Raw genomic sequence first — 20,868 nt, forward strand, 5'->3', positions numbered from 1 at the left:
TCCCCGCTCGTAAACGGTGGGTGACCGCACTGATGTTCGGCGTTTCGGGTGGTCCGTCCCCCCGTCGGGCCCCGCGGGTAGCGTCCCGGGTCACCGGCGGGGGAGGGACGTCCGCGTGCACCTGAAGAGCCTGACGCTCAAGGGCTTCAAGTCCTTCGCGTCCTCGACGACGCTGCGCTTCGAGCCGGGCATCACGTGCGTGGTCGGGCCCAACGGGTCGGGCAAGTCCAACGTGGTCGACGCGATCAGCTGGGTGCTCGGCGAGCAGGGGGCCAAGGCGCTGCGCGGCGGGAAGATGGAGGACGTCATCTTCGCCGGCACGTCGGGGCGCGCCCCGCTGGGCCGCGCCGAGGTCACGCTGACCATCGACAACTCCGACGGCGCCCTCCCCATCTCCTACGCCGAGGTGTCGATCACCCGGCGCGTGTTCCGCTCCGGCGCGGGCGAGTACGAGATCAACGGCAGCAGCTGCCGCCTGCTCGACGTCCAGGAGCTCCTCTCGGACTCCGGCATCGGGCGCGAGCTGCACGTGCTCGTCGGCCAGGGGCAGCTCGACGCGATCCTGCAGTCGCGGCCCGAGGAGCGGCGGGCGTTCATCGAGGAGGCCGCGGGGGTCCTCAAGCACCGCAAGCGCAAGGAGAAGGCGCTCCGCAAGCTCGAGGCGATGCAGGCCAACCTCACGCGCCTGTCCGACCTCACCACCGAGCTCCGCCGCCAGCTCAAGCCGCTGGGACGGCAGGCCGAGATCGCCCGGCGCGCCCAGACCATCCAGGCCGACCTGCGCGACGCCCGTCTGCGCCTCGCCGCCGACGACCTGGTGACCCTGCGCGGGCAGATCGAGCGTGAGCAGGCCGACGAGGACGCCGCCCGGGCCCGGCGCGACGAGACCGAGCGCGCGCTGGCCGAGGTGGGCGAGCGGGTCGCGGCGCTCGAGGCCGCGGTCGAGGCCGCGACGCCGGCGCACACCCGCGCGCAGGAGGGCTGGTACCGCCTCTCGGCGCTGCAGGAGCGCCTGCGCGGCACCGTCGCGCTGGCCGCCGAGCGTCACCGTCACGTCGCGACGGCCCAGGACGCGCCCACCGGCCCGGACCCCGACGACCTCGAGCGCCAGGCGGACGAGGCCGCGGGGCACGAGGCGACGCTCGAGGAGGAGGTCGCCGAGGCCCGCGCGATCCTCGAGGGGCACGCGGAGCAGCGCGAGACCGCCGAGGACGCGCTCACCACCGCCGAGCGCCGCCTCGCCGCGGCCACCCGCGCCGCCGCCGACCGCCGCGAGGGCGTGGCGCGCCTGGCGGGGCAGGTCGAGACGCTGCGCGGGCGCCTGGCCTCGTCCACCGAGGAGCTCACGCAGATCGCGGCGTCGCTCACCGAGGCCCACGAGCGTGCCGGGGCCGCCCGCGAGGAGCTCGCCGCGGCCGAGGAGGAGTCCGGTCCGGCGACGGAGTCCCGGGACGACGACGCCCCCGGAACCGTGGTGGACGACGCGGACGGCCCCGACCCCGAGGCCGCGCTCGACGCCGCCGTCGAGCGCCACGAGGCGGCGCGGGCCGAGGTCGACCGCGCCGGCGCGGCCCACCGCGACGCCGAGCGCGACCGCGCGCACTGGCAGGCCCGCACCGACGCGCTCGCGCTCGGTCTCACCCGGCGCGACGGCGCCGGCGCGCTGCTCGGCGCGTCCGACCGGGTGCCCGGGGTGCTCGGGTCCGTGGCCGCGCTGTTGCGTGTCACGCCGGGCCACGAGGACGCGGTCACCGCCGCGCTCGGCTCGGCCGCGGACGCGGTGGCGGTGACGGGCACCGACGCCGCCGCCGACGCGCTCGCCGAGCTGCACGCCGCGGAGGGTGGGCGCGCGGGGCTGCTGGTCGGCGGGGGCGGGGCGGCCGAGGCGTCCCCCGGCGATCCGCCCGCCGGGGCCCGGTGGGCCGCCGACCTCGTCCGCGCCCCCGACGACCTCGCCGGCGCCGTCGCCCGCGTCCTGGCCGGCACGGTGGTCGTCGACGACCTCGCCGCCGCCCGCACGGTCGTCCGCGACCACCCCCACCTGCGCGCGGTGACGCGCGCCGGCGACCTCCTCGGCGCCGACTGGGCGGAGGGTGGCCCGTCGGGCAACCAGAGCCTGCTGGAGATGCAGGCGGCCGCGGACGAGGCGGGCGACCGGCTCGCCGCCGCCGACCGCCGCATCCGCGAGGTCGACGCCGGGCTCGAGGCCGCCAAGGAGGCCGAGTCGGCCGCGCGCGCCGAGGTCGGCGTCGCCCGCCAGGTCCGCGACGACCGTCGTCGGGCCGACACCGAGGCCCGCCGGGCCGCCGACGCCCGCCGCGCCGCCGACGACGCCGCCCGCGCCGAGGCCGCCCGGCGCCTGGGCAGGCTCACCGAGACCGTGCGCGGCGCGGAGGCCGAGGCCCAGCGCCTCACCGAGCGCCAGGCGGCCGTCGAGAGCGCCCGTGACGAGCGGCGCGCCGAGCTCGACGAGCTCACCGAGCGCCTGGCGATGGCCCAGGACGAGGCGGCCGACGACGCGGCAGGCGCCGACGCCGACGACCACGCCGCCGAGCGCGACGCGGCGTCCGCCGCCCTGACGGCGGCCCGGTCGGCCGAGGTCGACGCCCGGCTCGCCCTGCGCACCGCCGAGGAGCGGCTGCGGGCGGTCACCGGGCGCGCCGAGGGTCTGCGTCGCCGCGCGGCGGGGGAGCGCGAGCAGCGCGCGCGGGCGCAGGAGCGGGCCCGCGCCCGGGCCCGGGCCGCGGCGCTCACCGAGGAGGCGGTGCGGCACGGGCGCGACGCCCTGGAGCGGCTCGAGGGCTCGCTCGCCCGTGCGGCGGCGGCCCGCGACGCGGCGGCGTCGGTGCGCACGGCCCGTGCCGGTGAGCTGGAGACCGCCCGCGAGCGCCAGCGGGAGCTCCAGGCGGGCCTCGAACGCCTCACGAACGCGGTGCACCGCGACGAGGTGGTCCGCGCCGAGCAGCGCACCCGGCTGCAGCAGATGGAGTCCGGGATCGGCGAGCGCTTCGGCATCGGGCTCGACGACCTCGTCGGCGAGTACGGCCCGGACGTGCCGAGCCCGCCGCCCGCGGGCGAGGTGGCCGAGGTCGAGGCGGCCCGCGAGCGCGGCGAGCAGGTCGTCATGCCGCCGTCCGAGCCCTTCGACCGCGCCACCCAGCAGCGCCGGGCCACCCGCGCGGAGAAGGAGCTGGGCACGCTCGGGAAGGTCAACCCGCTCGCGCTGGAGGAGTACGCGGCCCTCGAGGAGCGCTACCGCTTCCTGTCGACGCAGCTCGAGGACGTCAAGAACAGCCGCCGCGACCTCCTCGAGGTCGTCTCCCAGGTCGACGCCACGATCCTCGACGTCTTCGCGGGCGCGTTCGCCGACGTCGCCCGCGAGTTCGAGGCCGTGTTCCCGGTGCTGTTCCCGGGAGGCGACGGCCGACTCGTGCTGACCGACCCGGACGACCTTCTGGCCACCGGCGTCGAGGTCGAGGCCCGCCCGCCCGGCAAGAAGGTCAAGCGGCTCTCGCTGCTCTCCGGCGGGGAGAAGTCCCTGACGGCGGTCGCGATGCTCGTCGCGATCTTCCGCGCCCGGCCGTCGCCGTTCTACGTGCTCGACGAGGTCGAGGCCGCGCTCGACGACGCCAACCTCCGCCGGCTCATCGGCCTGCTCGCCGACCTGCGCCGCAGCTCCCAGCTGGTGATCATCACGCACCAGAAGCCGACGATGGAGATCGCCGACGCGCTGTACGGCGTGAGCATGCGCGGCGACGGCATCACCGCGGTCATCTCGCAGCGCCTGCGCGGGGCCGACGCCCCCGGCCCGTTCGCGGAGACTCCCACCTCGACCTGACCACGTTCCGTGCCTCAAGGTTGCACTGCGTAGTCGAAGACGCCCGGTTCGGGCGAGCGGGACGACGCCCCCGTGGGCTCCCCGCGGGCGCGAGGCGCCTCTACCGTGCTGGTCAGAGGGCTGACGACGGGGGGCGGACATGACGGCGGTGCGACACGGTCCAGCTCACCCGGCCCACGCCGCCCCCGCCGGCGCCCCGGTGTTGTCGCCCGTCCCCCGGACCGTGCCGGACGGGCCCAGCACCGGCCGGCACGCCCGTGTCGGGTCCGGCGTCCCGTCCGGTCCGCTCGTGCGCCTGCGGACGGTCGTCCCCGCGCCCGAGCCGTCGCCGGAGCCCAGCGGTCGACTGGTGATCGACAGCTCGTACTGCCGCCTGAGCCCGCACCTCGGCGCCCGCAAGGTGGCGGTGAGCGTCGACGGCCTGCCCTGGCGGTTCGCCTGGGGCCGCACCCCGATCGACCTGCCGGCGGGCCGCCACCTCGTGGAGATCGAGGTCGAGGGCGGGCGGAACGGCTGGGGCCACGTCGCCGACGCCGTGCCGGTCGCCGCAGGCCACACCGTCGAGGTGTTCTACCGCGCGCCCGCGCTGCCGCGGCTCGCCGGCTCGCTCGGCCCGGCCCGCCAGCGCACCGCCGGCTTCCCCGTGTGCGTGGCGCTCCTCGCCCTCGGGGGTCTGGCGGTGCTCGCGCTGCTCGTCGCCGCGCTCGTCCTGCTCGTCGGCTGACCGCGCCGCGGGGAGTTGCGGTCGGCTGGTCCCGTGCTGGAGATGCTTCGGTTCTCGAAGCGTTGTGAGCGCCGAGGACGCCCTGCCGGGTCGGTGCCGCGGCCCGGTGATGCCGTGCTGGCGATGCTTCGGTTCTCGAAGCGTCCTCAGCGAGGGGGACGACCTCGGGTCAGGGTGACCCGGTGGCGCGCTGCCACCACGCCCGGCTGGGAGACTGAGCAGCGTGTCGTTCCGGAGCTCGCCGCTGACCTCCCTGCCCGACCCGACCTCGCCCGACCCGGTGTCGCACGCGGTGCTCGCGGCCGGGACCGGGACCCTGCCGCCGGGCGTGCTCGCCGCGATCGTGGCCGCGGCCGTGATCGTGCTCCTGCTCATCGTCCTGGGCATCGGCCTCTACCTGCGCCGACGCCGGCGGGTCTCCCTCGCCGAGCAGGAGGAGGAGGCCGCCAAGCCGAGCAAGGGCACCTACCAGGCCGGCGGCGGGTTCAACTTCAGCGCGGGCAGCGGCACGTCCACCCTCGCCCCGCCCCGTCCTGAACCGACGCCCGAGCCGACGCCCGAGCCGACGCCCGAGCCGACCCCCGAGCCGACCCCCGAGCCGACGCCGGAACCCGCCGATCCCGGGCAACGCCTCGACACCGCGGGCCCCCAGGCCACGGCGCCGGAGGCCGCTCCGGACCTCGACACGGACACCGAGACCGGCACCGACACCGGCTCGACGGGCCCGGGTGTCACCGTCGAGCCCGGCGTCGCCGGTCCGCAGGCCACCGCACCCCCGGAGGCCGCCGAGGCCGAGGCCGCCCAGCCGGAGACCGTCGAGCCCGAGACCGTCGGGCCCGTGGCCACCGACGCCGCCACCGAGCCCACGACCATCGAGCCCACGACCACCGAGCCCGAGACGGTGGAGTCGGCGATCGCCGGGCCGACCACCACCGCGGACACCACCGAGACCATCGCGCCACCCACCGGCGCGACCGTCGCCCCGGCGGCGCCGACCGAGGAGATCCCGTCGGCCGAGGGCCGGCTGGAGCGCCTGCGCGGGCGGCTGGGCCGGTCGCGCTCGACGCTCGGGCAGGGCCTGCTCGGTCTGCTCGGTGCGGGCGACCTGGACGAGGACTCGTGGGAGGAGGTCGAGGACACGCTGCTCATGGCCGACCTCGGCTCGTCGACCACGCAGGAGATCGTCGCCAAGCTGCGGGAGCGCATCGCGTCGCGCGGGGTCCGGACCCCCGACCAGGCCCGCGAGCTGCTCCGCGAGGTCCTCATCGAGTCCCTGGGCCCGGACATGGAGCGCTCGGTGCGCGCGCTCTCCCACGACGGGCGGCCCGCCGTGGTGCTCGTGGCCGGGGTCAACGGCACCGGGAAGACCACGACGACCGGCAAGCTCGCCCGGGTCCTCGTCGGCAGCGGGCACGTCGTGCTCCTCGGCGCCGCCGACACGTTCCGCGCCGCCGCGGCCGAGCAGCTCGCGACCTGGGGCGAGCGCGCCGGTGCCGAGACCGTGCGCGGCAAGGAGGGCGCCGACCCCGCCAGTGTCGCCTTCGACGCCGTCAAGCGCGGCACCGACTCCGGGGTCGACGCCGTCCTGCTGGACACCGCCGGCCGCCTGCACACCAAGACCGGGCTGATGGACGAGCTGGGCAAGGTCAAGCGGGTCGTGGAGCGCCAGGCCGAGGTCGACGAGGTCCTGCTCGTCCTCGACGCGACCACCGGCCAGAACGGGCTGACCCAGGCGCGGGTGTTCGGCGAGGTCGTCGACGTCACCGGCGTGGTGCTGACCAAGCTCGACGGCACGGCCAAGGGCGGCATCGTGTTCCAGGTGCAGCGTGAGCTGGGCGTCCCGGTCAAGCTCGTCGGCCTGGGCGAGGGCCCGGACGACCTCGCGCCCTTCGAGCCCGAGGCGTTCGTGGACGCGCTCCTGCGCTGACGGTCCCCGCCCTTAACCTCCGCGGGCATGACCGGCATCGCACGCCTGCAGCTGACCGTCCTCGACACCCCCGAGCCGATGGCGCTCGCGCGCTTCTACTCGCGGCTCGTGGGGCTCCCCGTCGCCGAGTCCGAGACCGACCACGACTGGGTGGAGCTCGACGGCGGCGGCGGGCCGTCCCTCGCCTTCCAGCTCGCGCCGGCCAAGAGGGCCCCGGCGTGGCCGGAGGAGGGCGCGCTCCAGTCCCACCTCGACCTCGAGGTCGACGATCTCGACGCTGGCGAGGCGGCCGTGCTGGAGGCGGGCGCGACGAAGCACGAGCACCAGCCGGGGGAATCGTTCCGGGTGTTCCTCGACCCCGACGGCAACCCGTTCTGCCTCGTCCGGAGCGCTGGATAGCCCGGTCGGACGGCCTGATCGCTCAGCGTCATGACCCAGGTCTCACCGCCACCCGTCACGTCCGGTCGGGAAACATGAACGTCACATCGAACGGACCCGTGTTAACTGCGGTGAAACGGAACGCGCCGCTGCGCGAAACACGCGCTCTTCATTCTCGCTCTTCGAAACCGGTCTCACCGCGACGAAGGGAATCTGCTGACCGTGGAACTCGACAGCGGAACGATCGCCTGGATGTTGACCAGCACGGCGCTGGTCCTGCTCATGACGCCGGGCCTGGCGCTGTTCTACGGCGGCCAGGCTCGCTCGAAGAGCGTCCTCAACATGATGATGATGGTGTTCAGCACGACCGCCACCGTGGGCGTGCTGTGGGTCATCTTCGGCTACTCGATGTCGTTCGGCGACGACGTGGGTGGCGGCCTGCTCGGCAACCCCGGCCAGTACTTCATGCTCTCGAGCCTGCTGTCCGAGACGGTGCAGACCGACGGCCTGCCGGACATCGCCTTCGTGGCCTTCCAGGCCATGTTCGCGATCCTGACGGTCGGCCTCATCGCCGGCGCGGCCGCGGACCGCATGAAGTTCAACTCGTGGATGGTCTTCTCCATCCTCTGGGCTACGCTGGTCTACTTCCCGGTCGCGCACTGGGTGTTCGACCTCGACGCCGGCTGGATCGCCAACGGCATCGGCGCGGTGGACTTCGCCGGTGGGACGGCCGTCCACATCAACGCCGGTACCGCCGCCCTGGTGCTCTGCATCGTGCTGGGCCGTCGTCGTGGCTGGCCGCGTGAGGCCATGCGTCCGCACAACCTGACGATGGTCATGCTCGGCGCCGGTCTGCTGTGGTTCGGCTGGTTCGGCTTCAACGCCGGCTCGGCCGCCGTGGCGAACTACTCCGCCGCCTACGCGTTCCTGAACACCGTGGTCGCCACCTGCACCGCCATCTGCGGCTGGCTGATCATCGAGCAGATCCGCGACGGCAAGGCCACCTCGCTCGGCGCCGCCTCGGGCATCGTCGCCGGCCTCGTCGCCATCACCCCGGCCTGTGCCGCGGTGACCCCGCTCGGCGCCATGGCCATCGGCTTCATCGCCGGCATCGGCTGCGCCTACGCCGTCGGCCTGAAGTACAAGCTGGGCTTCGACGACTCCTTCGACGTCGTGGGCGTCCACCTCGTCGGTGGTCTGCTCGGCACGCTGCTCATCGGCTTCTTCGCCTGGGACGGCTCCCCGGCCGCGGCCGCGGGCGTCTTCTACGGCGGGGGCTTCGGCCAGCTCGGCATCCAGGCCATCGCCGCGGTCGCCGTGATCGCCTACTCGGGCATCGTCACCGCGATCATCGCCCTGATCATCAAGGCGGTCATGGGCCTGCGCGTCGAGGACGACAGTGAGGCCACGGGCGTCGACGAGGGCGAGCACGCCGAGTCGGGCTACGACTTCTCGAGCCTGCGCAGCGGTGGCACCTTCGGGTCGTCGCACTCCACACTGTCCGCCCCGACGCAGGTCACCGCGACTGCCGGTAAGGAGGGCTGAACGAGATGAAGATGGTGACGGCGATCATCAAGCCGTTCGTGCTGGAGGACGTCAAGGGAGCCCTCGAGCAGCTGGGGGTCCTGGGAATGACCGTCAGCGAGGTCCAGGGCTACGGCCGCCAGAAGGGCCACACCGAGGTCTACCGGGGTGCCGAGTACTCCGTGGACTTCGTCCCGAAGGTCCGCATCGAGGTCGTCACCGACGACACCGCCGCGGAGAAGGTCGTCGACGCGATCGCCGAGACCGCCCGCACCGGCAAGATCGGTGACGGGAAGGTCTGGGTGACCCCGGTCGAGACCGTGGTGCGCGTGCGCACCGGCGAGCGCGGGGCCGACGCCCTGTAACCGCTGGACGACGACGGCGCCGGGCCCCCTCCACGGGGACCCGGCGCCGTCGTCACCCGCGTGCTCGGTGGGACCCGCCCGTTTCCCGGTGCGGGGCACGAACGGAGGCCGCCGTCGAGCGCGCCGGAGAGGACGTGGGGGCGGATGGCGACGGACGCGCAGCGGAGCGGGACCGGACCCTCGGGCACCGACATCGGCACCCCGAGCGGCCACGGCGACGCCTCGGACCTGCTCCGGGCGCGGGACGCGCTGCTCGATCCGCCGCCGGGGGCGCGGCGCCTGGGACCGAGCGCGCTGCGTGAGGCCTTCGTGGAACTGCACGACTTCTGGCTCTCCTCGCGCGCCGCATCGGTGGGCGTGGGGGAGGGCTCCGCACTCGTGGCGGTCGGTGCCCTCGGGCGCCGGGAGCTCGCGCCGCACTCCGATCTCGACCTCGTGCTCGTGCACGACGGGCGCAGCCGGCGGGGCGACAAGGAGCGCATCTCCCGCGTCGCGGACGCGCTCTGGTACCCGCTGTGGGACGCCGGGATCGGGCTGGACCACTCGGTGCGCACGGTGGGCGAGGCCATCGAGGTCGCCACCACCGACCTGCGGGTGGCACTGGGCCTGCTCGAGGTCCGCCACCTCGCCGGCGACCCGGACCTCGCCGAGCGCCTGGCCGCCACGGCCCGCCAGGCGTGGCGCGCGGGCATCCGGAACCGCTTCGACGACCTCGTCGCCACCACCGCGACGCGCTGGGAGCGCTCGGGCGAGGTCGCGCACCGCATCGAGCCCGACCTCAAGAACGGCCACGGGGGTCTGCGCGACATCCAGCTGCTCGACGCGCTCTCCGCGGCGCAGCTGGTGGACCGGCCCACCGTCGACGTCCAGGACGCCCGGCGGCTGATGCTCGACCTGCGCGTGGAGCTGCACCGCCGCGCCGGCCGGGCGCGCGACGTGATGCAGGCGGAGGACGCCCACGAGGTCGTGGCGGCCGCCGCGGGGGATCTCGGCGTCACCGACCGCTTCGACCTCGCGCGCGCCCTGTCCGGGGCGGCGCGCACGGTCGTCTTCGCCACGGACACCGCCCTGCGCTCGGCGCGCTCCGCCCTGCCGCGCCGGGGTCTGGCCGCGCTGCGCCGCCCGCCGGCGCGCCGGCCGCTCGACGACGGGGTGGTCGAGCACGCGGGCGAGGTCGTCCTCGCCCGCGACGCGCAGGTCTCGCGCGACCCGGCCCTGGTGCTGCGCCTCGCCGCGACGGCGGCGCGCACCCAGCTGCCGATCGCCGCGGGCACCCTGCACCGCCTCGCGGACGCCGCGCCGGAGCTGCGCGAGCCGTGGCCGCGCGCCGCGCTGAGCGAGCTCCTGGCCCTGCTCGGCGCGGGCGAGGGCACCGTCGACGTCATCGAGGCCCTGGACCGCACCGGCCTGTGGGGCCGGCTGTTCCCCGAGTGGGGTGCGGTGCGGGACCTGCCCCCGCGGGACCGCTCGCACGTCTGGACCGTCGACCGCCACCTCGTCGAGGTCACCCGACGCGCCGCGGAGCTGACGACGCAGGTCTCGCGTCCCGACCTCCTGCTGCTCGGCGCGCTGGTGCACGACATCGGCAAGGGCCGCGACGAGGACCACTCCGAGGTCGGCGAGCGCCTCGCCCGCCACATCGGGCGGCGCCTCGGCCTCTGGCCCGCGGACGTGGACACGCTCGCCGCGATGGTGCGCCACCACCTGCTGCTGCCGCACACCGCGTCGCGCCGCGACCCGGAGGACCCGGCGACCGTCGAGCGCGTCGTGGAGACCCTCGGCGCCGACCCGGTCCTGCTCGAGCTGCTGCACGCCCTCGCGGAGGCCGACTCGCTCGGCACCGGGCCGGGGGTCTGGACGTCGTGGCGGGCGACGCTGATGGGCGACCTGGTGCGCCGCTGCCGTGTCGTCATGTCCGGGGGACCGGTACCCGGGCCGTCGCCGCTGTCCGACGAGGCGATCGCCCTGGCCCACGCCGTGTCCGAGAGCGGGCGCCCGGAGGTCTCGATCTCCGGGGAGGGTGACCTGACGACCATCACCATGACCGTCGCCGCGCCCGACCGACCGGGCCTGCTCTCGCGCGCCGCCGGCGTGCTGGCGCTGCACTCCCTGCAGGTGCACACCGCCGACCTCGGGGAGCACGACGGGGTCGCGGTCGACGCGTTCACCGTCTCGCCGCGCTTCGGGCGCCTGCCGGAGGCGTCGCTGCTGCGCGAGGACCTCGTCCGCGTGCTGCGCGGCTCGCTCGACCTGCCCGCCCGCCTCGAGGCCAAGGAGCGCGACTACGACCGGCCGGGCCCCGCGCCCGCGCCGAGCCGGGTCGTGTGGTTCGACGACGAGGCGACGGGGGCGGTGGTGCTCGAGCTGCGCACCAGCGACCGCATCGGCCTGCTCCACCGCGTGGCCGCGGTGCTCGAGGAGCAGGAGCTCGACGTCCGGTGGGCGCGGGTGTCGACGCTGGGCACCTCGGTGCTCGACGCGTTCTGCCTCGAGACCGCGGAGCACCAGGGCCTCGACACGGAGCGTCGCCGCAAGGTCGAGGAGGTCGTGCTGGCCGCCGCCGCGACCGGGCCCTCCACCCGGCCCTCGACCCCCGTGCCGCCCGCGGGCTGAGCCCGGGATCGGCTGGCAGCGGTCGGACCGTCGCGGGCCGCCGGTTAGGGTTGTGAGGAGGACGCCGGGTCGCACAACGGGCCGCGGCGCGCGATTCCGGGAGTGGGTCCAACCGTGTTCGACACCCTGTCCGACCGTCTCACGTCGGTCCTGTCCGACCTGCGCGGCAAGGGCCGGCTCTCCGAGAACGACATCGACACCACGTCGCGCGAGATCCGCATCGCGCTGCTCGAGGCCGACGTCGCGCTGCCGGTGGTGCGCGCGTTCGTCCGGAAGGTCAAGGAGCGGGCCCTCGGCGCCGAGGTCTCCGAGGCGCTGAACCCCGCCCAGCAGGTCGTCAAGATCGTCAACGAGGAGCTCGTCGGCATCCTCGGCGGGGAGACCCGCCGGCTGCGCTTCGCCAAGAACCCGCCGACGGTGATCATGCTCGCCGGCCTGCAGGGCTCCGGTAAGACGACGCTCGCGGGCAAGCTCGCGCACTGGCTCAAGGGCCAGGGTCACACACCGATGCTCGCGGCCTGCGACCTCCAGCGCCCGAACGCGGTGAACCAGCTCCAGATCGTCGGCGAGCGCGCCGGCGTCGAGGTGTTCGCCCCCGAACCGGGCAACGGCGTCGGCGACCCCGTGGACGTCGCCCGCCGGGCCGTCGCCGACGCGAAGAGCCGCCAGTACGACGTGCTCGTCGTCGACACCGCGGGCCGCCTCGGCGTCGACGAGGAGCTGATGCGCCAGGCCGCGGACATCCGCGACGCCGTCACCCCGGACGAGATCCTGTTCGTCCTCGACGCGATGGTCGGTCAGGACGCGGTCACCACCGCCGAGTCGTTCCGCGACGGGGTCGGCTTCTCCGGCGTCGTGCTCACCAAGCTCGACGGCGACGCCCGTGGTGGCGCCGCGCTCTCGGTCCGCGAGGTCACCGGCCAGCCGATCCTCTTCGCCTCCAACGGCGAGAAGCTCGACGAGTTCGACGTCTTCCACCCCGACCGGATGGCGTCGCGCATCCTCGGCATGGGCGACGTGCTCACCCTCATCGAGCAGGCCGAGCAGGCCTTCGAGGAGGGCCAGGCCGAGGCCGCCGCCGCGAAGATGGGCTCCGGCGAGCTGACCCTCGAGGACTTCCTCGAGCAGATGATGGCCGTCCGCAAGATGGGCCCGATCGCGAACGTCCTGGGGATGCTCCCCGGCGCCGCGCAGATGAAGGACCAGCTCTCCGGGCTCGACGAGAAGCACCTCGACCGCGTCCAGGCGATCATCCGCGGCATGACCCCGGCCGAGCGGGCCGACCCGAAGATCATCAACGGGTCGCGCCGGCTGCGCATCGCGAACGGCTCGGGCGTCGGCGTCACCGACGTCAACCAGCTCGTGGAGCGGTTCTTCGAGGCCCGCAAGATGATGAAGAACATGGCCGGCCAGTTCGGCCTGCCCGGCATGGGCGGCGGCCGCAAGGGCAAGCGCCAGGCGGCGAAGGCGGGCAAGCAGGTCCGCAAGGGCCCGAAGTCGATGCCCGCGATCGCCGGGATCGCCTCGGAGAGCGCCGGTCAGACGGCGGATCGCGGCGAGCGCTCCCTCGGCAGCTACCAGACCCCGGGCCTCAACCAGCTCCCGCCGGCCCTCGCCGGCATGAACGAGCTCCCGGCGGGCTTCGACCCGGGCGCCCTGAGCTTCCCCGGCGCGGGCGGTGGCGAGGGCTCGCGCAGCTCGAAGAAGGGCAACAAGAAGAAGCGCAAGTAGTCAGCGCTGCTGCTCGGCGAGCCAGCGCTCCCGGCGACGGTTCGAGGCACGCGCCAGCCAGGCGTCCTGGACGATCTCGGTGAGCTCGTCGCGCGAGAGCCGTGGCAGGTCCACCGCGCGCAGCAGCACCGAGAGGTGCCCGTCGAAGTGGGGCGTGGTGAAGAACGGGCTGGACGGGTCGCGCACGAGGGCGTCCTTGTCCTCCTCCGACTCGACCCAGAACATGATCACGTCGGTGTACCTCTCGCCGGTCACGGGGTCGGCGGCGTCGGGGCGGGGCGTCCGGAAGAACACGAACGACTTCCCGCCGACCTGGTAGACGGCGTTGCCCTTCGGCCCCTCGACCACGGTCACGTGGGGCATGCCCAGCGCCAGGGCGTGCACGTCGTCGACGCCGGGGGAGTCGCTCACGGGCGGCACGACACCTCCTCGTCAGGGACCGACGTCGGGTCCATGGTGCCCAGTACCCTGCCCGGCATGTCGTCGCCGACCTCTCCGGGACCCCTGCACCTGCGCGGCGTGCTGCTCGACGGCACCGCCGAGGGTGAGCGGGTCGGCGAGCTGTGGGTCACCGCCGAGGGCCGGATCAGCCTCGACCCGGTGCCCGACGCGCCGACGGTGGCCGACGGGGCCTGGATCCTGCCGGGTCTCGTCGACGCCCACTGCCACGTCGGCATCGGGCCCGACGGCCCCGTCGACCTCGAGGAGGCCCGCGCGCAGGGGCACACCGACGCCGCGTCCGGGGCGCTGCTCCTGCGCGACTGCGGCACCCCGGTGGACACCCGCCCGCTGGACGACGACCCGCGGATGCCCGAGATCGTCCGGGCCGGCCGCCACCTCGCCCGGCCCAAGCGCTACATCCGTGGCCTGCCGATCGAGGCGGACTCCCCGGAGGAGCTGCCGGCGCTGGTCGCCGAGCAGGCCCGCTCCAACCCGTGGGTGAAGCTCGTCGGCGACTGGATCGAGCGCGAGGAGGGCGACCTCGCCCCGCTGTGGCCCGAGGACGTCCTGAAGGCGGCCATGGACGCCGCGCACGCCGAGGGTGCGCGGGTCACGGCCCACGTGTTCGGGGAGGACGCGCTGCCCGGGCTGATCGGGGCGGGCATCGACGGCATCGAGCACGGCACCGGGCTCACCGACACCACGATCGCGATGATGGTCGAGCGCGGGACGGTGCTGGTCCCGACGCTGATCAACGTCGAGAACTTCCCGGCCTTCGCCGACGCGGCCGGCGAGAAGTTCCCGCGCTACGGCACCCACATGCGCGAGCTGCACGCCCGCGCCTCGGCCACCGTCGCGTCGGCGATCGAGGCCGGCGTGCCGGTCTTCGCCGGCACCGACGCCGGCGGCGGGATCGTGCACGGCCGCATCGTCGACGAGATCGCGGCCCTCGCGAAGGTGGGTCTCGGTCCCGCCCGCGCGCTCGAGGCGGCCTGCGGCGCCGCGCGCGACTGGCTGCGTCGTCCGGGCCTCGTGGACGGAGCGCCGGCCGACCTCGTCGTCGTCGACCGCGACCCGCGCGCCGACACCGACGCCCTCCGCACCCCGTCCCTGGTGCTGCGGGCCGGGGTCCGGCTGTCCTGACTCAGACGCGTCCGGGCAGTCGGCGGGACAGCAGGATCGCGACGACGAGGACGCCGCCGACGACGAGCAGCGCGTCGGAGAACGCCCCGCCCGCGCCGTCGTGCAGCGGGTTCCACGAGCCGCTCCCGGCGCTGGTGCGGGCCGCGAGCACCGTGCCCAGCACCGCGGCGCCCGTCCCGCCGCCGAGGAAGAACGCGCCCTGGTAGAGGCCGAGGCCGACGCCCGCGTGCTCGGTGGGCACGGCGGCGGCCACGGCGTTGATCAGCGGCGACGTGATCGACGCGAGGCCGACCCCGAGCGCGAACGTCACCCCGGACAGCACCACGGCCGACCCGCCGGCCGCCGTCGAGAGCGTCAGCGCGGCCGCGGCGAGGATCCCCAGGCCGATGCCCACCAGCCGGCGCGGGCCGAGGCGGTCGGAGAGCCGCCCGGCGGGCGAGGAGAGCAGGGCGACGGCGAGCGCTCCAGGAAGCAGCACGAGGCCGACCTGCCCGACCCCGAGCCCGTTGACCGTCGCGACGAGCAGCGGCACCAGCAGGATCGTGCCGAGGTAGCCGAACATCCCGAGGAACCCGACGCCCACGGCGTTGACGAACGGACCGTGGGTGAGCAGGGCCGGCGGTACGAACGGCCGCGGGGTGCGGCGGATGCGGACGACGAACCCGGCCGCGAGCAGCACGGCCGCGAGCGCCGCGCCCCAGGACGACGCCGCGCCGAAGCCCACCTGCTGGCCGCGGGTGAGCCCGAAGAGCCCCAGGCCCACGGCCGCCCCGAGCAGGACGCCGCCGATCAGGTCGATCTGGCGCCACGTGGCGTCGGCGTCCGGACGCCCGTCGGGCAGCACACGCGGTGCGAGGAACAGCAGCGGCGTGATCAGCAGCGCGGCACCGAGGAACGGCCACCGCCACCCGGCGACCTCGGCGACGAACCCCGCGAGCGGCGGGCCGAGCGCCTGCCCGGCACCGACACCGGTGCCGACGATCCCGAAGCCGAACCCGCGGCGTCCCGGCGGCAGCGCCCGGGCGATGGCCACCGAGCCCAGCGCCGGCACCGCCGCGCTGCCCCCGCCCTGCAGGACACGGCCGACGAGGTGCCAGCCGATGTCGGGCGCGAGCCCGGCGAGCAGCGAGCCGGCGATGAACACCGCGAGCCCGAACGCGAAGACCCGGCGGACCCCGAAGACGTCGGCGACCCGGCCGTAGAGCGGCGTCGTCACCGCGAACGTCAGCGAGAACGCCGTGACGACCCAGGCGAGGCCGCCGGGCGAGGCCACGAAGTCCCGGCCGATCTCGGGCACCAGGACGAGCACCATGCTGTTGGCGAGCACGGCGACGGTGACCGAGACCAGCAGCACCCCGAGCAGCAGGCCGACGCGGACCGGCGGGTCCTCCCCCTCGGGTGGGGAGGGCTCGACCGTCGCGGGCCGTTGGTCGGTCATGGGCACAGCCTGCGCCCTCGATCACGCTCCAGGTCAAGGGACCGTCCGTCCTAGGCTGCGGGGTGTGAGCGCAGCGTCGGAAGTCAGCCTCGACCTCAACGCCGACCTCGCCGAGGGCTTCGGGATCTGGTCGCTGACCGACGACGACGCCCTGCTCGACGTCGTGACCTCGGCGAACGTGGCCTGCGGGTTCCACGCCGGCGACCCCGCGACCATGCGCCGGGTCTGCGCCCGGGCGGTGGAGCGGGGCGTGGTGATCGGCGCCCAGGTCTCCTACCGCGACCTCGCGGGCTTCGGGCGCCGCTTCGTCGACGCCGACCCCGCGGAGCTGACCGCCGACCTGCTCTACCAGGTCGGCGCGCTGCGGGAGTTCGCCCGCGTCGCCGGCGGCGAGGTCGCCTACCTCAAGCCGCACGGCGCGCTCTACAACGCCGTCGTGCACCACGACGCCCAGGCCCGTGCCGTCGTCGAGGCGGCGCGGCAGGCCGGCCTGCCGGTGCTCGGCCTGCCCGGGTCGGGGCTGCTCGCTCGGGCGGAGGAGGCGGGCCTGGCCACGCACGCCGAGGCGTTCGGCGACCGCGGCTACACCCCGGAGGGCACGCTGGTGCCCCGCTCCGAGCCCGGCGCACTGCTGCCCGACACCGACGCCGTCGTCGAGCGCGCCCGGCGCCTGGCCGCCGACGGGGTGATCGTCGCCGTCGACGGCACCGAGCTGCCGACGGCGGCGGCGTCCCTGTGCCTGCACGGCGACAGCCCCGGCGCCGTCGCCTCGGCCCGCCGCGTCGCCGACGCCCTGCGCGCGGCCGGGGTCACCCTCACGCCGTTCGCCTGAGTGGCCGTCTGGCACAATTCACGGGTCACCGTGGCCGCCTCGCGCAGGCGGTCACTTCTTCGCACGAGCGGGCACGCCGTCCCCGAGGTCCCCACCCCGGCCGGGCGGCCCCGAGCACCACCGACCGAGGAGCACTCAGAGCAGTGGCTGTCAAGATCAAGCTGGCCCGCATGGGCAAGATCCGCGAGCCCCACTACCGCATCGTGGTCGCGGACGCCAAGAACCGCCGGGACGGTCGCGTCATCGAGCAGATCGGTGAGTACCACCCGAAGAGCGAGCCGAGCGACATCAAGATCAACTCTGAGCGCGCGCAGTACTGGCTCGGGGTCGGCGCCATCCCCACCGAGCCGGTGCACAGCCTGCTGAAGGTCACCGGCGACTGGCAGAAGTTCAAGGGCCTCCCCGGCGCCGAGGGCAAGCTGAAGCCGCAGCCGCAGAAGGTCGACAAGCAGGCCCGCTTCAACGAGGAGCTGGCCAAGGTTTCCGGCTCCGCGGAGTGAGCGAGCTCGCCGAGGCGCTCGAGCACCTCGTGCGCGGGATCGTCGCCCACCCCGATGACGTCGCCGTCGACCTCGTCACCAACCGCCGCGGCCGCACCCTCGAGGTCCGGGTCCACCCCGACGACCTCGGCAAGGTGATCGGCCGCAACGGCCGGACCGCCACCGCGCTGCGCACCGTCGTGAGTGGCATCGGTGGCCGTGGTGTGCGGGTCGACGTGGTCGACACCGATCGCTGACGCGCCGACGATGAAGGACGCCGCGTCCGACGACCGCGTCGTCGGCCGGGTCGTCAAGGCCCACGGCCTGCGCGGCGAGCTCGTCATCGAGCCCCGCACCGATCACGTCGACGCCCGGTTCACCCCCGGCGTCGTGCTCTCGGTGCGGGGCCGACGTGTGTCCGGGGCCGGGCAGCTGACGGTGATCGCCGCCCGCCGCCACGGGGAACGGCTGCTGGTCACGGTCGAGGAGGTCAACGACCGCGACACCGCCGAGGCCCTGCGGACCGCGGAGCTCACCGCGCCGCCGCTGGACGAGGAGCCCGACGACCCCGACGAGTTCCACGACCACCAGCTCGAGGGCCTCGCCGTGGTGCTCGCCGACGACACGCCCGTCGGCACCGTCACCGACGTGCTCCACGGCGCGGGCGGCGAGCTGCTCGCCGTCCGGCGCCCCGAGGGCGGCGAGGTGCTGATCCCGTTCGTCGCCGCGATCGTCACCCGGGTCGACGTGCCGGGCGGGCGGCTCGTCCTCGATCCGCCCGAGGGTCTGCTCGAGGACTGAGCTGCACGACCGGGGGAGGCTCACTCCTCCTCGGTCGGCACGCCGACCGCGAGCACGCCCGGGAGCTCGGAGAGCTCGCCGGACAGCGGCGCGAGTGAGCCCCGCCCCGCGAGCGACAGGGTCACCGAGGCGACGCGGGTGGTGCCGTCGACGCCGTCGGTGGAGTCCTCGCGGTCGACGTGCATCCCCGCCACCGAGAACCCCCGCTCGGTGCAGATCGACAGCACCGCGCGCAGCACTCCGCGCCCGTCGGCGTAGGAGAGGTGCAGGTCGCGGGGCACGGTCGACGAGCGCGTGATCAGCCGCGCCAGGGGCCGGTAGCCGCGGGTCACGAGGTAGTGCACGGCCGTGCCCGCCACCGCGAGCAGCGGCAGGCCCGCGCCGCACGCGGTGCCCACCGCGGCCGCCGCCCAGACCGTGGCCGCCGTCGTCAGGCCGCGGACCGCGTCGCGGCGCACGAAGATCAGGCCGCCGCCGATGAACCCGATCCCGGAGACGATCTGGGCCGCGACCCGCGAGGGGTCCAGGTCGATGTCGGGGGAGGAGAGCAGGTCGTCGAAGCCGTACTTCGAGATCAGCATGAAGGCGGCCGACCCGACCCCGACCAGCGTGTGCGTGCGCAGCCCGGCGCTCTTCGCCGCCAGCTCGCGCTCCAGGCCGATGAGCGTGCAGAGCACGACCGCCAGCCCCAGTGGCGCGAGCAGGCGCCACTGGTCGGGATACGACAGGAACTGCTCCACCCCTCGGGACCCCCTTCGCGACCGGCAGGGGCAGGATCGTGCCCGATGCGCATCGACGTCGTCACGATCTTCCCGGGCTACCTCGCCCCGCTCGACGAGGCGCTCGTCGGTCGGGCGCGCCGTGCGGGCCGTCTCGACGTCCGGGTGCACGACCTGCGCCGGTGGGCCACGGGCGTGCACCAGGCCGTGGACGACTCCCCGTACGGCGGGGGGCCGGGGATGCTGATGACCGCGCCAGTGTGGGGGGCGGCGCTCGACGAGGTCACGACGTCCGGCTCCTCCGATGACGGCGTGCCGAGGCTGCTCGTGCCGACCCCGGCGGGCGAGCCCCTGACCCAGCGCCGCGCCGCGGGGTGGGCCTCCGAGCCGTGGCTCGTCATCGCCTGCGGGCGCTACGAGGGGATCGACGCCCGCGTGCTCACCGACGCCGCCCGGCGGATGCCCGTCGAGGAGGTCTCGCTGGGCGACTACGTGCTCGCCGGCGGCGAGGTCGCGGCCCTGGTCGTCGTCGAGGCCGTGTCCCGGCTGGTGCCCGGCGTGCTCGGCAACCCGGCGTCGGCGGAGCTCGACAGCTTCGCGGAAGGTACTGGCGGCCTCCTCGAGGCCCCCGCCTACACCCGCCCCGAGACGTGGCGCGACCTGCCGATCCCGCCGGTGCTGCGCAGCGGCGACCACGGCGCCGTGGCCCGGTGGCGCCGCGACCGCTCTCTCGAGCGCACGGCGGCGACGCGGCCCGATCTGCTCGACGCGCTGCTGGCCCGCGACGGGGCCGCGGCGTTCGACGCGCGGGATCGCGAGGTCCTGACGGCCTGCGGCTACGACCCGGTCCACGGCGCGCGACCAGCGGCATGGCAGACTGGGGAGGTTGCCACGGACGGCGCACGACCTGATCGAGGTCGGTGAGTCGCCGGCCGTCGGCCCGAGAAACCGATCCACCTCGGCTGCACGGACACCCGCCCCACGGGGTCCGGCGCCGGCCTGTGAGACGACCGCGAGGACGCTGACGATGAACGCCCTGGACGAACTCGACGCCAAGTCGCTGCGCTCCGACATCCCGGACTTCCGCGCCGGGGACACCGTGAAGGTGCACGTCCGGGTCATCGAGGGTTCACGCTCTCGTGTACAGGTCTTCCAGGGTGTCGTCATCCGTCGCCACGGTGGCGGCCTGCGCGAGACGTTCACCGTCCGCAAGGTCTCCTTCGGCGTCGGTGTGGAGCGCACCTTCCCGGTGCACACCCCGAACATCGATCACATCGAGGTCGTCACCCGCGGTGACGTCCGTCGGGCGAAGCTCTACTACCTCCGTGATCTCCGGGGCAAGGCCGCGAAGATCCGTGAGAAGCGCGAGACGACGCCGGCCGGCTGAGCCGGTCGTCTCGGTCTCCTAACCTGAGTCGCGTGCGCCCCCAGGAGCCCTCCCTCCCGCCGTACCGGAACACCGGCACGGGTGGCGAGACGACCCGTGCCGGACGGCACGCCGGGCGTGACGACCCCGCCGACCACGAGGACCCGTACGGCGACGTCCCGGCGCCGCCCACGTCCTCCGGACCCGGTGTCCAGGCGCCCTACGGCTCCTCGGGGTGGAGCGGGTCGGACACCTACGCGTCCGGTCCGTCCGGCGTCCCCGGCGCTCCCTCCGGGTTCTCCGGCGCCGACGGGCTCGGTCCCCGGCCGGAGGGCTACCCCGGCTACGGCGGCAACGGGTCGTCGGTGTCCTACGGATACGGCAACTCCTCGGGCAACGGCGACGCCCTCGGCCCGCCGGTGGCGAACGGGAACGGGGCGTACGGGACCGGCACCAACGGCTCCCACGGCAACGGCTCGTTCGGCAACGGGGCCTACGGCAACGGCTCGTTCGGCACCTACGGCAACGGGTCGCACGGGGCTCCCGGTC

Annotated in this window: 17 protein-coding genes and 1 pseudogene; 15 read left to right on the forward strand and 3 right to left on the reverse strand. The window is 74.9% G+C overall.

What is annotated here, in order from left to right; all coding sequences use genetic code 11:
• Positions 1-115 precede the first annotated feature (115 nt).
• From smc to ffh, 8 genes are all read left to right on the forward strand, one after another.
• A complete protein-coding gene (gene smc / locus PH191_RS04395; RefSeq protein WP_274193390.1) occupies positions 116-3,838 on the forward strand; it encodes a chromosome segregation protein SMC in 3,723 nt (1,240 codons plus the stop codon).
• A 289-nt stretch (positions 3,839-4,127) separates the two neighbouring features.
• Positions 4,128-4,562 (forward strand): hypothetical protein, encoded by a 435-nt coding sequence (locus tag PH191_RS04400; RefSeq protein ID WP_274193391.1) that lies wholly within the window; start codon positions 4,128-4,130, stop codon positions 4,560-4,562.
• Between the two features lie 223 nt (positions 4,563-4,785).
• Positions 4,786-6,489 (forward strand): signal recognition particle-docking protein FtsY, encoded by a 1,704-nt coding sequence (gene ftsY, locus PH191_RS04405; protein WP_420791744.1) that lies wholly within the window; start codon positions 4,786-4,788, stop codon positions 6,487-6,489.
• Positions 6,490-6,516: 27 nt separating this feature from the next.
• Positions 6,517-6,888: a VOC family protein gene (locus tag PH191_RS04410; protein ID WP_274193392.1), complete on the forward strand. Its 372-nt coding sequence runs from the start codon at positions 6,517-6,519 to the stop codon at positions 6,886-6,888.
• 231 nt (positions 6,889-7,119) lie between these two features.
• The gene (locus PH191_RS04415) at positions 7,120-8,412 is read left to right on the forward strand and encodes an ammonium transporter (RefSeq protein WP_274193393.1); all 1,293 of its coding nucleotides are present in this window, start codon (positions 7,120-7,122) and stop codon (positions 8,410-8,412) included.
• Between the two features lie 5 nt (positions 8,413-8,417).
• Positions 8,418-8,756, forward strand: coding sequence for a P-II family nitrogen regulator (locus tag PH191_RS04420; protein WP_133824904.1), 339 nt, complete (start codon positions 8,418-8,420; stop codon positions 8,754-8,756).
• Positions 8,757-8,900: 144 nt separating this feature from the next.
• The gene (locus PH191_RS04425) at positions 8,901-11,369 is read left to right on the forward strand and encodes a [protein-PII] uridylyltransferase (protein ID WP_274193394.1); all 2,469 of its coding nucleotides are present in this window, start codon (positions 8,901-8,903) and stop codon (positions 11,367-11,369) included.
• A 114-nt stretch (positions 11,370-11,483) separates the two neighbouring features.
• Positions 11,484-13,100 carry a signal recognition particle protein gene (ffh, locus tag PH191_RS04430; RefSeq protein WP_274193395.1) on the forward strand — a complete coding sequence of 539 codons (1,617 nt, stop codon included), beginning with the start codon at positions 11,484-11,486 and terminating at the stop codon, positions 13,098-13,100.
• Here ffh and PH191_RS04435 read toward each other — a convergent pair whose 3' ends face one another.
• Complete coding sequence (locus PH191_RS04435; RefSeq protein WP_274193396.1) at positions 13,101-13,511, reverse strand: MmcQ/YjbR family DNA-binding protein; 411 nt, start codon at positions 13,509-13,511, stop codon at positions 13,101-13,103.
• A gap of 66 nt (positions 13,512-13,577) precedes the next feature.
• Between PH191_RS04435 and PH191_RS04440 the strand changes: the two genes are divergently transcribed.
• Positions 13,578-14,684 (forward strand): amidohydrolase family protein, encoded by a 1,107-nt coding sequence (locus tag PH191_RS04440; RefSeq protein WP_274193397.1) that lies wholly within the window; start codon positions 13,578-13,580, stop codon positions 14,682-14,684.
• A gap of 1 nt (position 14,685) precedes the next feature.
• On the opposite strand, the gene PH191_RS04445 is transcribed toward PH191_RS04440, so the two are convergent.
• Positions 14,686-16,122, reverse strand: coding sequence for an MFS transporter (locus tag PH191_RS04445; protein ID WP_274193398.1), 1,437 nt, complete (start codon positions 16,120-16,122; stop codon positions 14,686-14,688).
• Positions 16,123-16,186: 64 nt separating this feature from the next.
• Here PH191_RS04445 and PH191_RS04450 point away from each other — a divergent pair, with 64 nt between their 5' ends.
• From PH191_RS04450 to rimM, 4 genes and pseudogenes are all read left to right on the forward strand, one after another.
• Positions 16,187-16,954, forward strand: coding sequence for a LamB/YcsF family protein (locus PH191_RS04450; RefSeq protein WP_274193399.1), 768 nt, complete (start codon positions 16,187-16,189; stop codon positions 16,952-16,954).
• A gap of 143 nt (positions 16,955-17,097) precedes the next feature.
• Positions 17,098-17,430, forward strand: a pseudogene (rpsP, locus tag PH191_RS04455) (30S ribosomal protein S16); the annotation flags it as partial.
• 20 nt (positions 17,431-17,450) lie between these two features.
• Positions 17,451-17,690 carry an RNA-binding protein gene (locus PH191_RS04460; RefSeq protein ID WP_274189061.1) on the forward strand — a complete coding sequence of 80 codons (240 nt, stop codon included), beginning with the start codon at positions 17,451-17,453 and terminating at the stop codon, positions 17,688-17,690.
• Between the two features lie 10 nt (positions 17,691-17,700).
• Positions 17,701-18,234, forward strand: coding sequence for a ribosome maturation factor RimM (rimM, locus tag PH191_RS04465; RefSeq protein ID WP_274193400.1), 534 nt, complete (start codon positions 17,701-17,703; stop codon positions 18,232-18,234).
• A gap of 20 nt (positions 18,235-18,254) precedes the next feature.
• Here rimM and PH191_RS04470 read toward each other — a convergent pair whose 3' ends face one another.
• Entirely contained in the window at positions 18,255-18,974 is a 720-nt protein-coding gene (locus PH191_RS04470) for an MgtC/SapB family protein (protein WP_274193401.1), read from the reverse strand.
• A gap of 45 nt (positions 18,975-19,019) precedes the next feature.
• On the opposite strand from PH191_RS04470, the gene trmD reads away from it, so the two are divergent.
• A complete protein-coding gene (trmD, locus tag PH191_RS04475) occupies positions 19,020-19,877 on the forward strand; it encodes a tRNA (guanosine(37)-N1)-methyltransferase TrmD (protein ID WP_274193402.1) in 858 nt (285 codons plus the stop codon).
• Positions 19,878-19,980: 103 nt separating this feature from the next.
• Positions 19,981-20,340, forward strand: a complete 360-nt coding sequence (gene rplS / locus PH191_RS04480) for a 50S ribosomal protein L19 (protein WP_274193403.1) — start codon at positions 19,981-19,983, stop codon at positions 20,338-20,340.
• Positions 20,341-20,868: the final 528 nt, after the last annotated feature.

This window comes from Actinomycetospora callitridis (genome assembly GCF_028737265.1).
Lineage (GTDB): Bacteria > Actinomycetota > Actinomycetes > Mycobacteriales > Pseudonocardiaceae > Actinomycetospora > Actinomycetospora callitridis.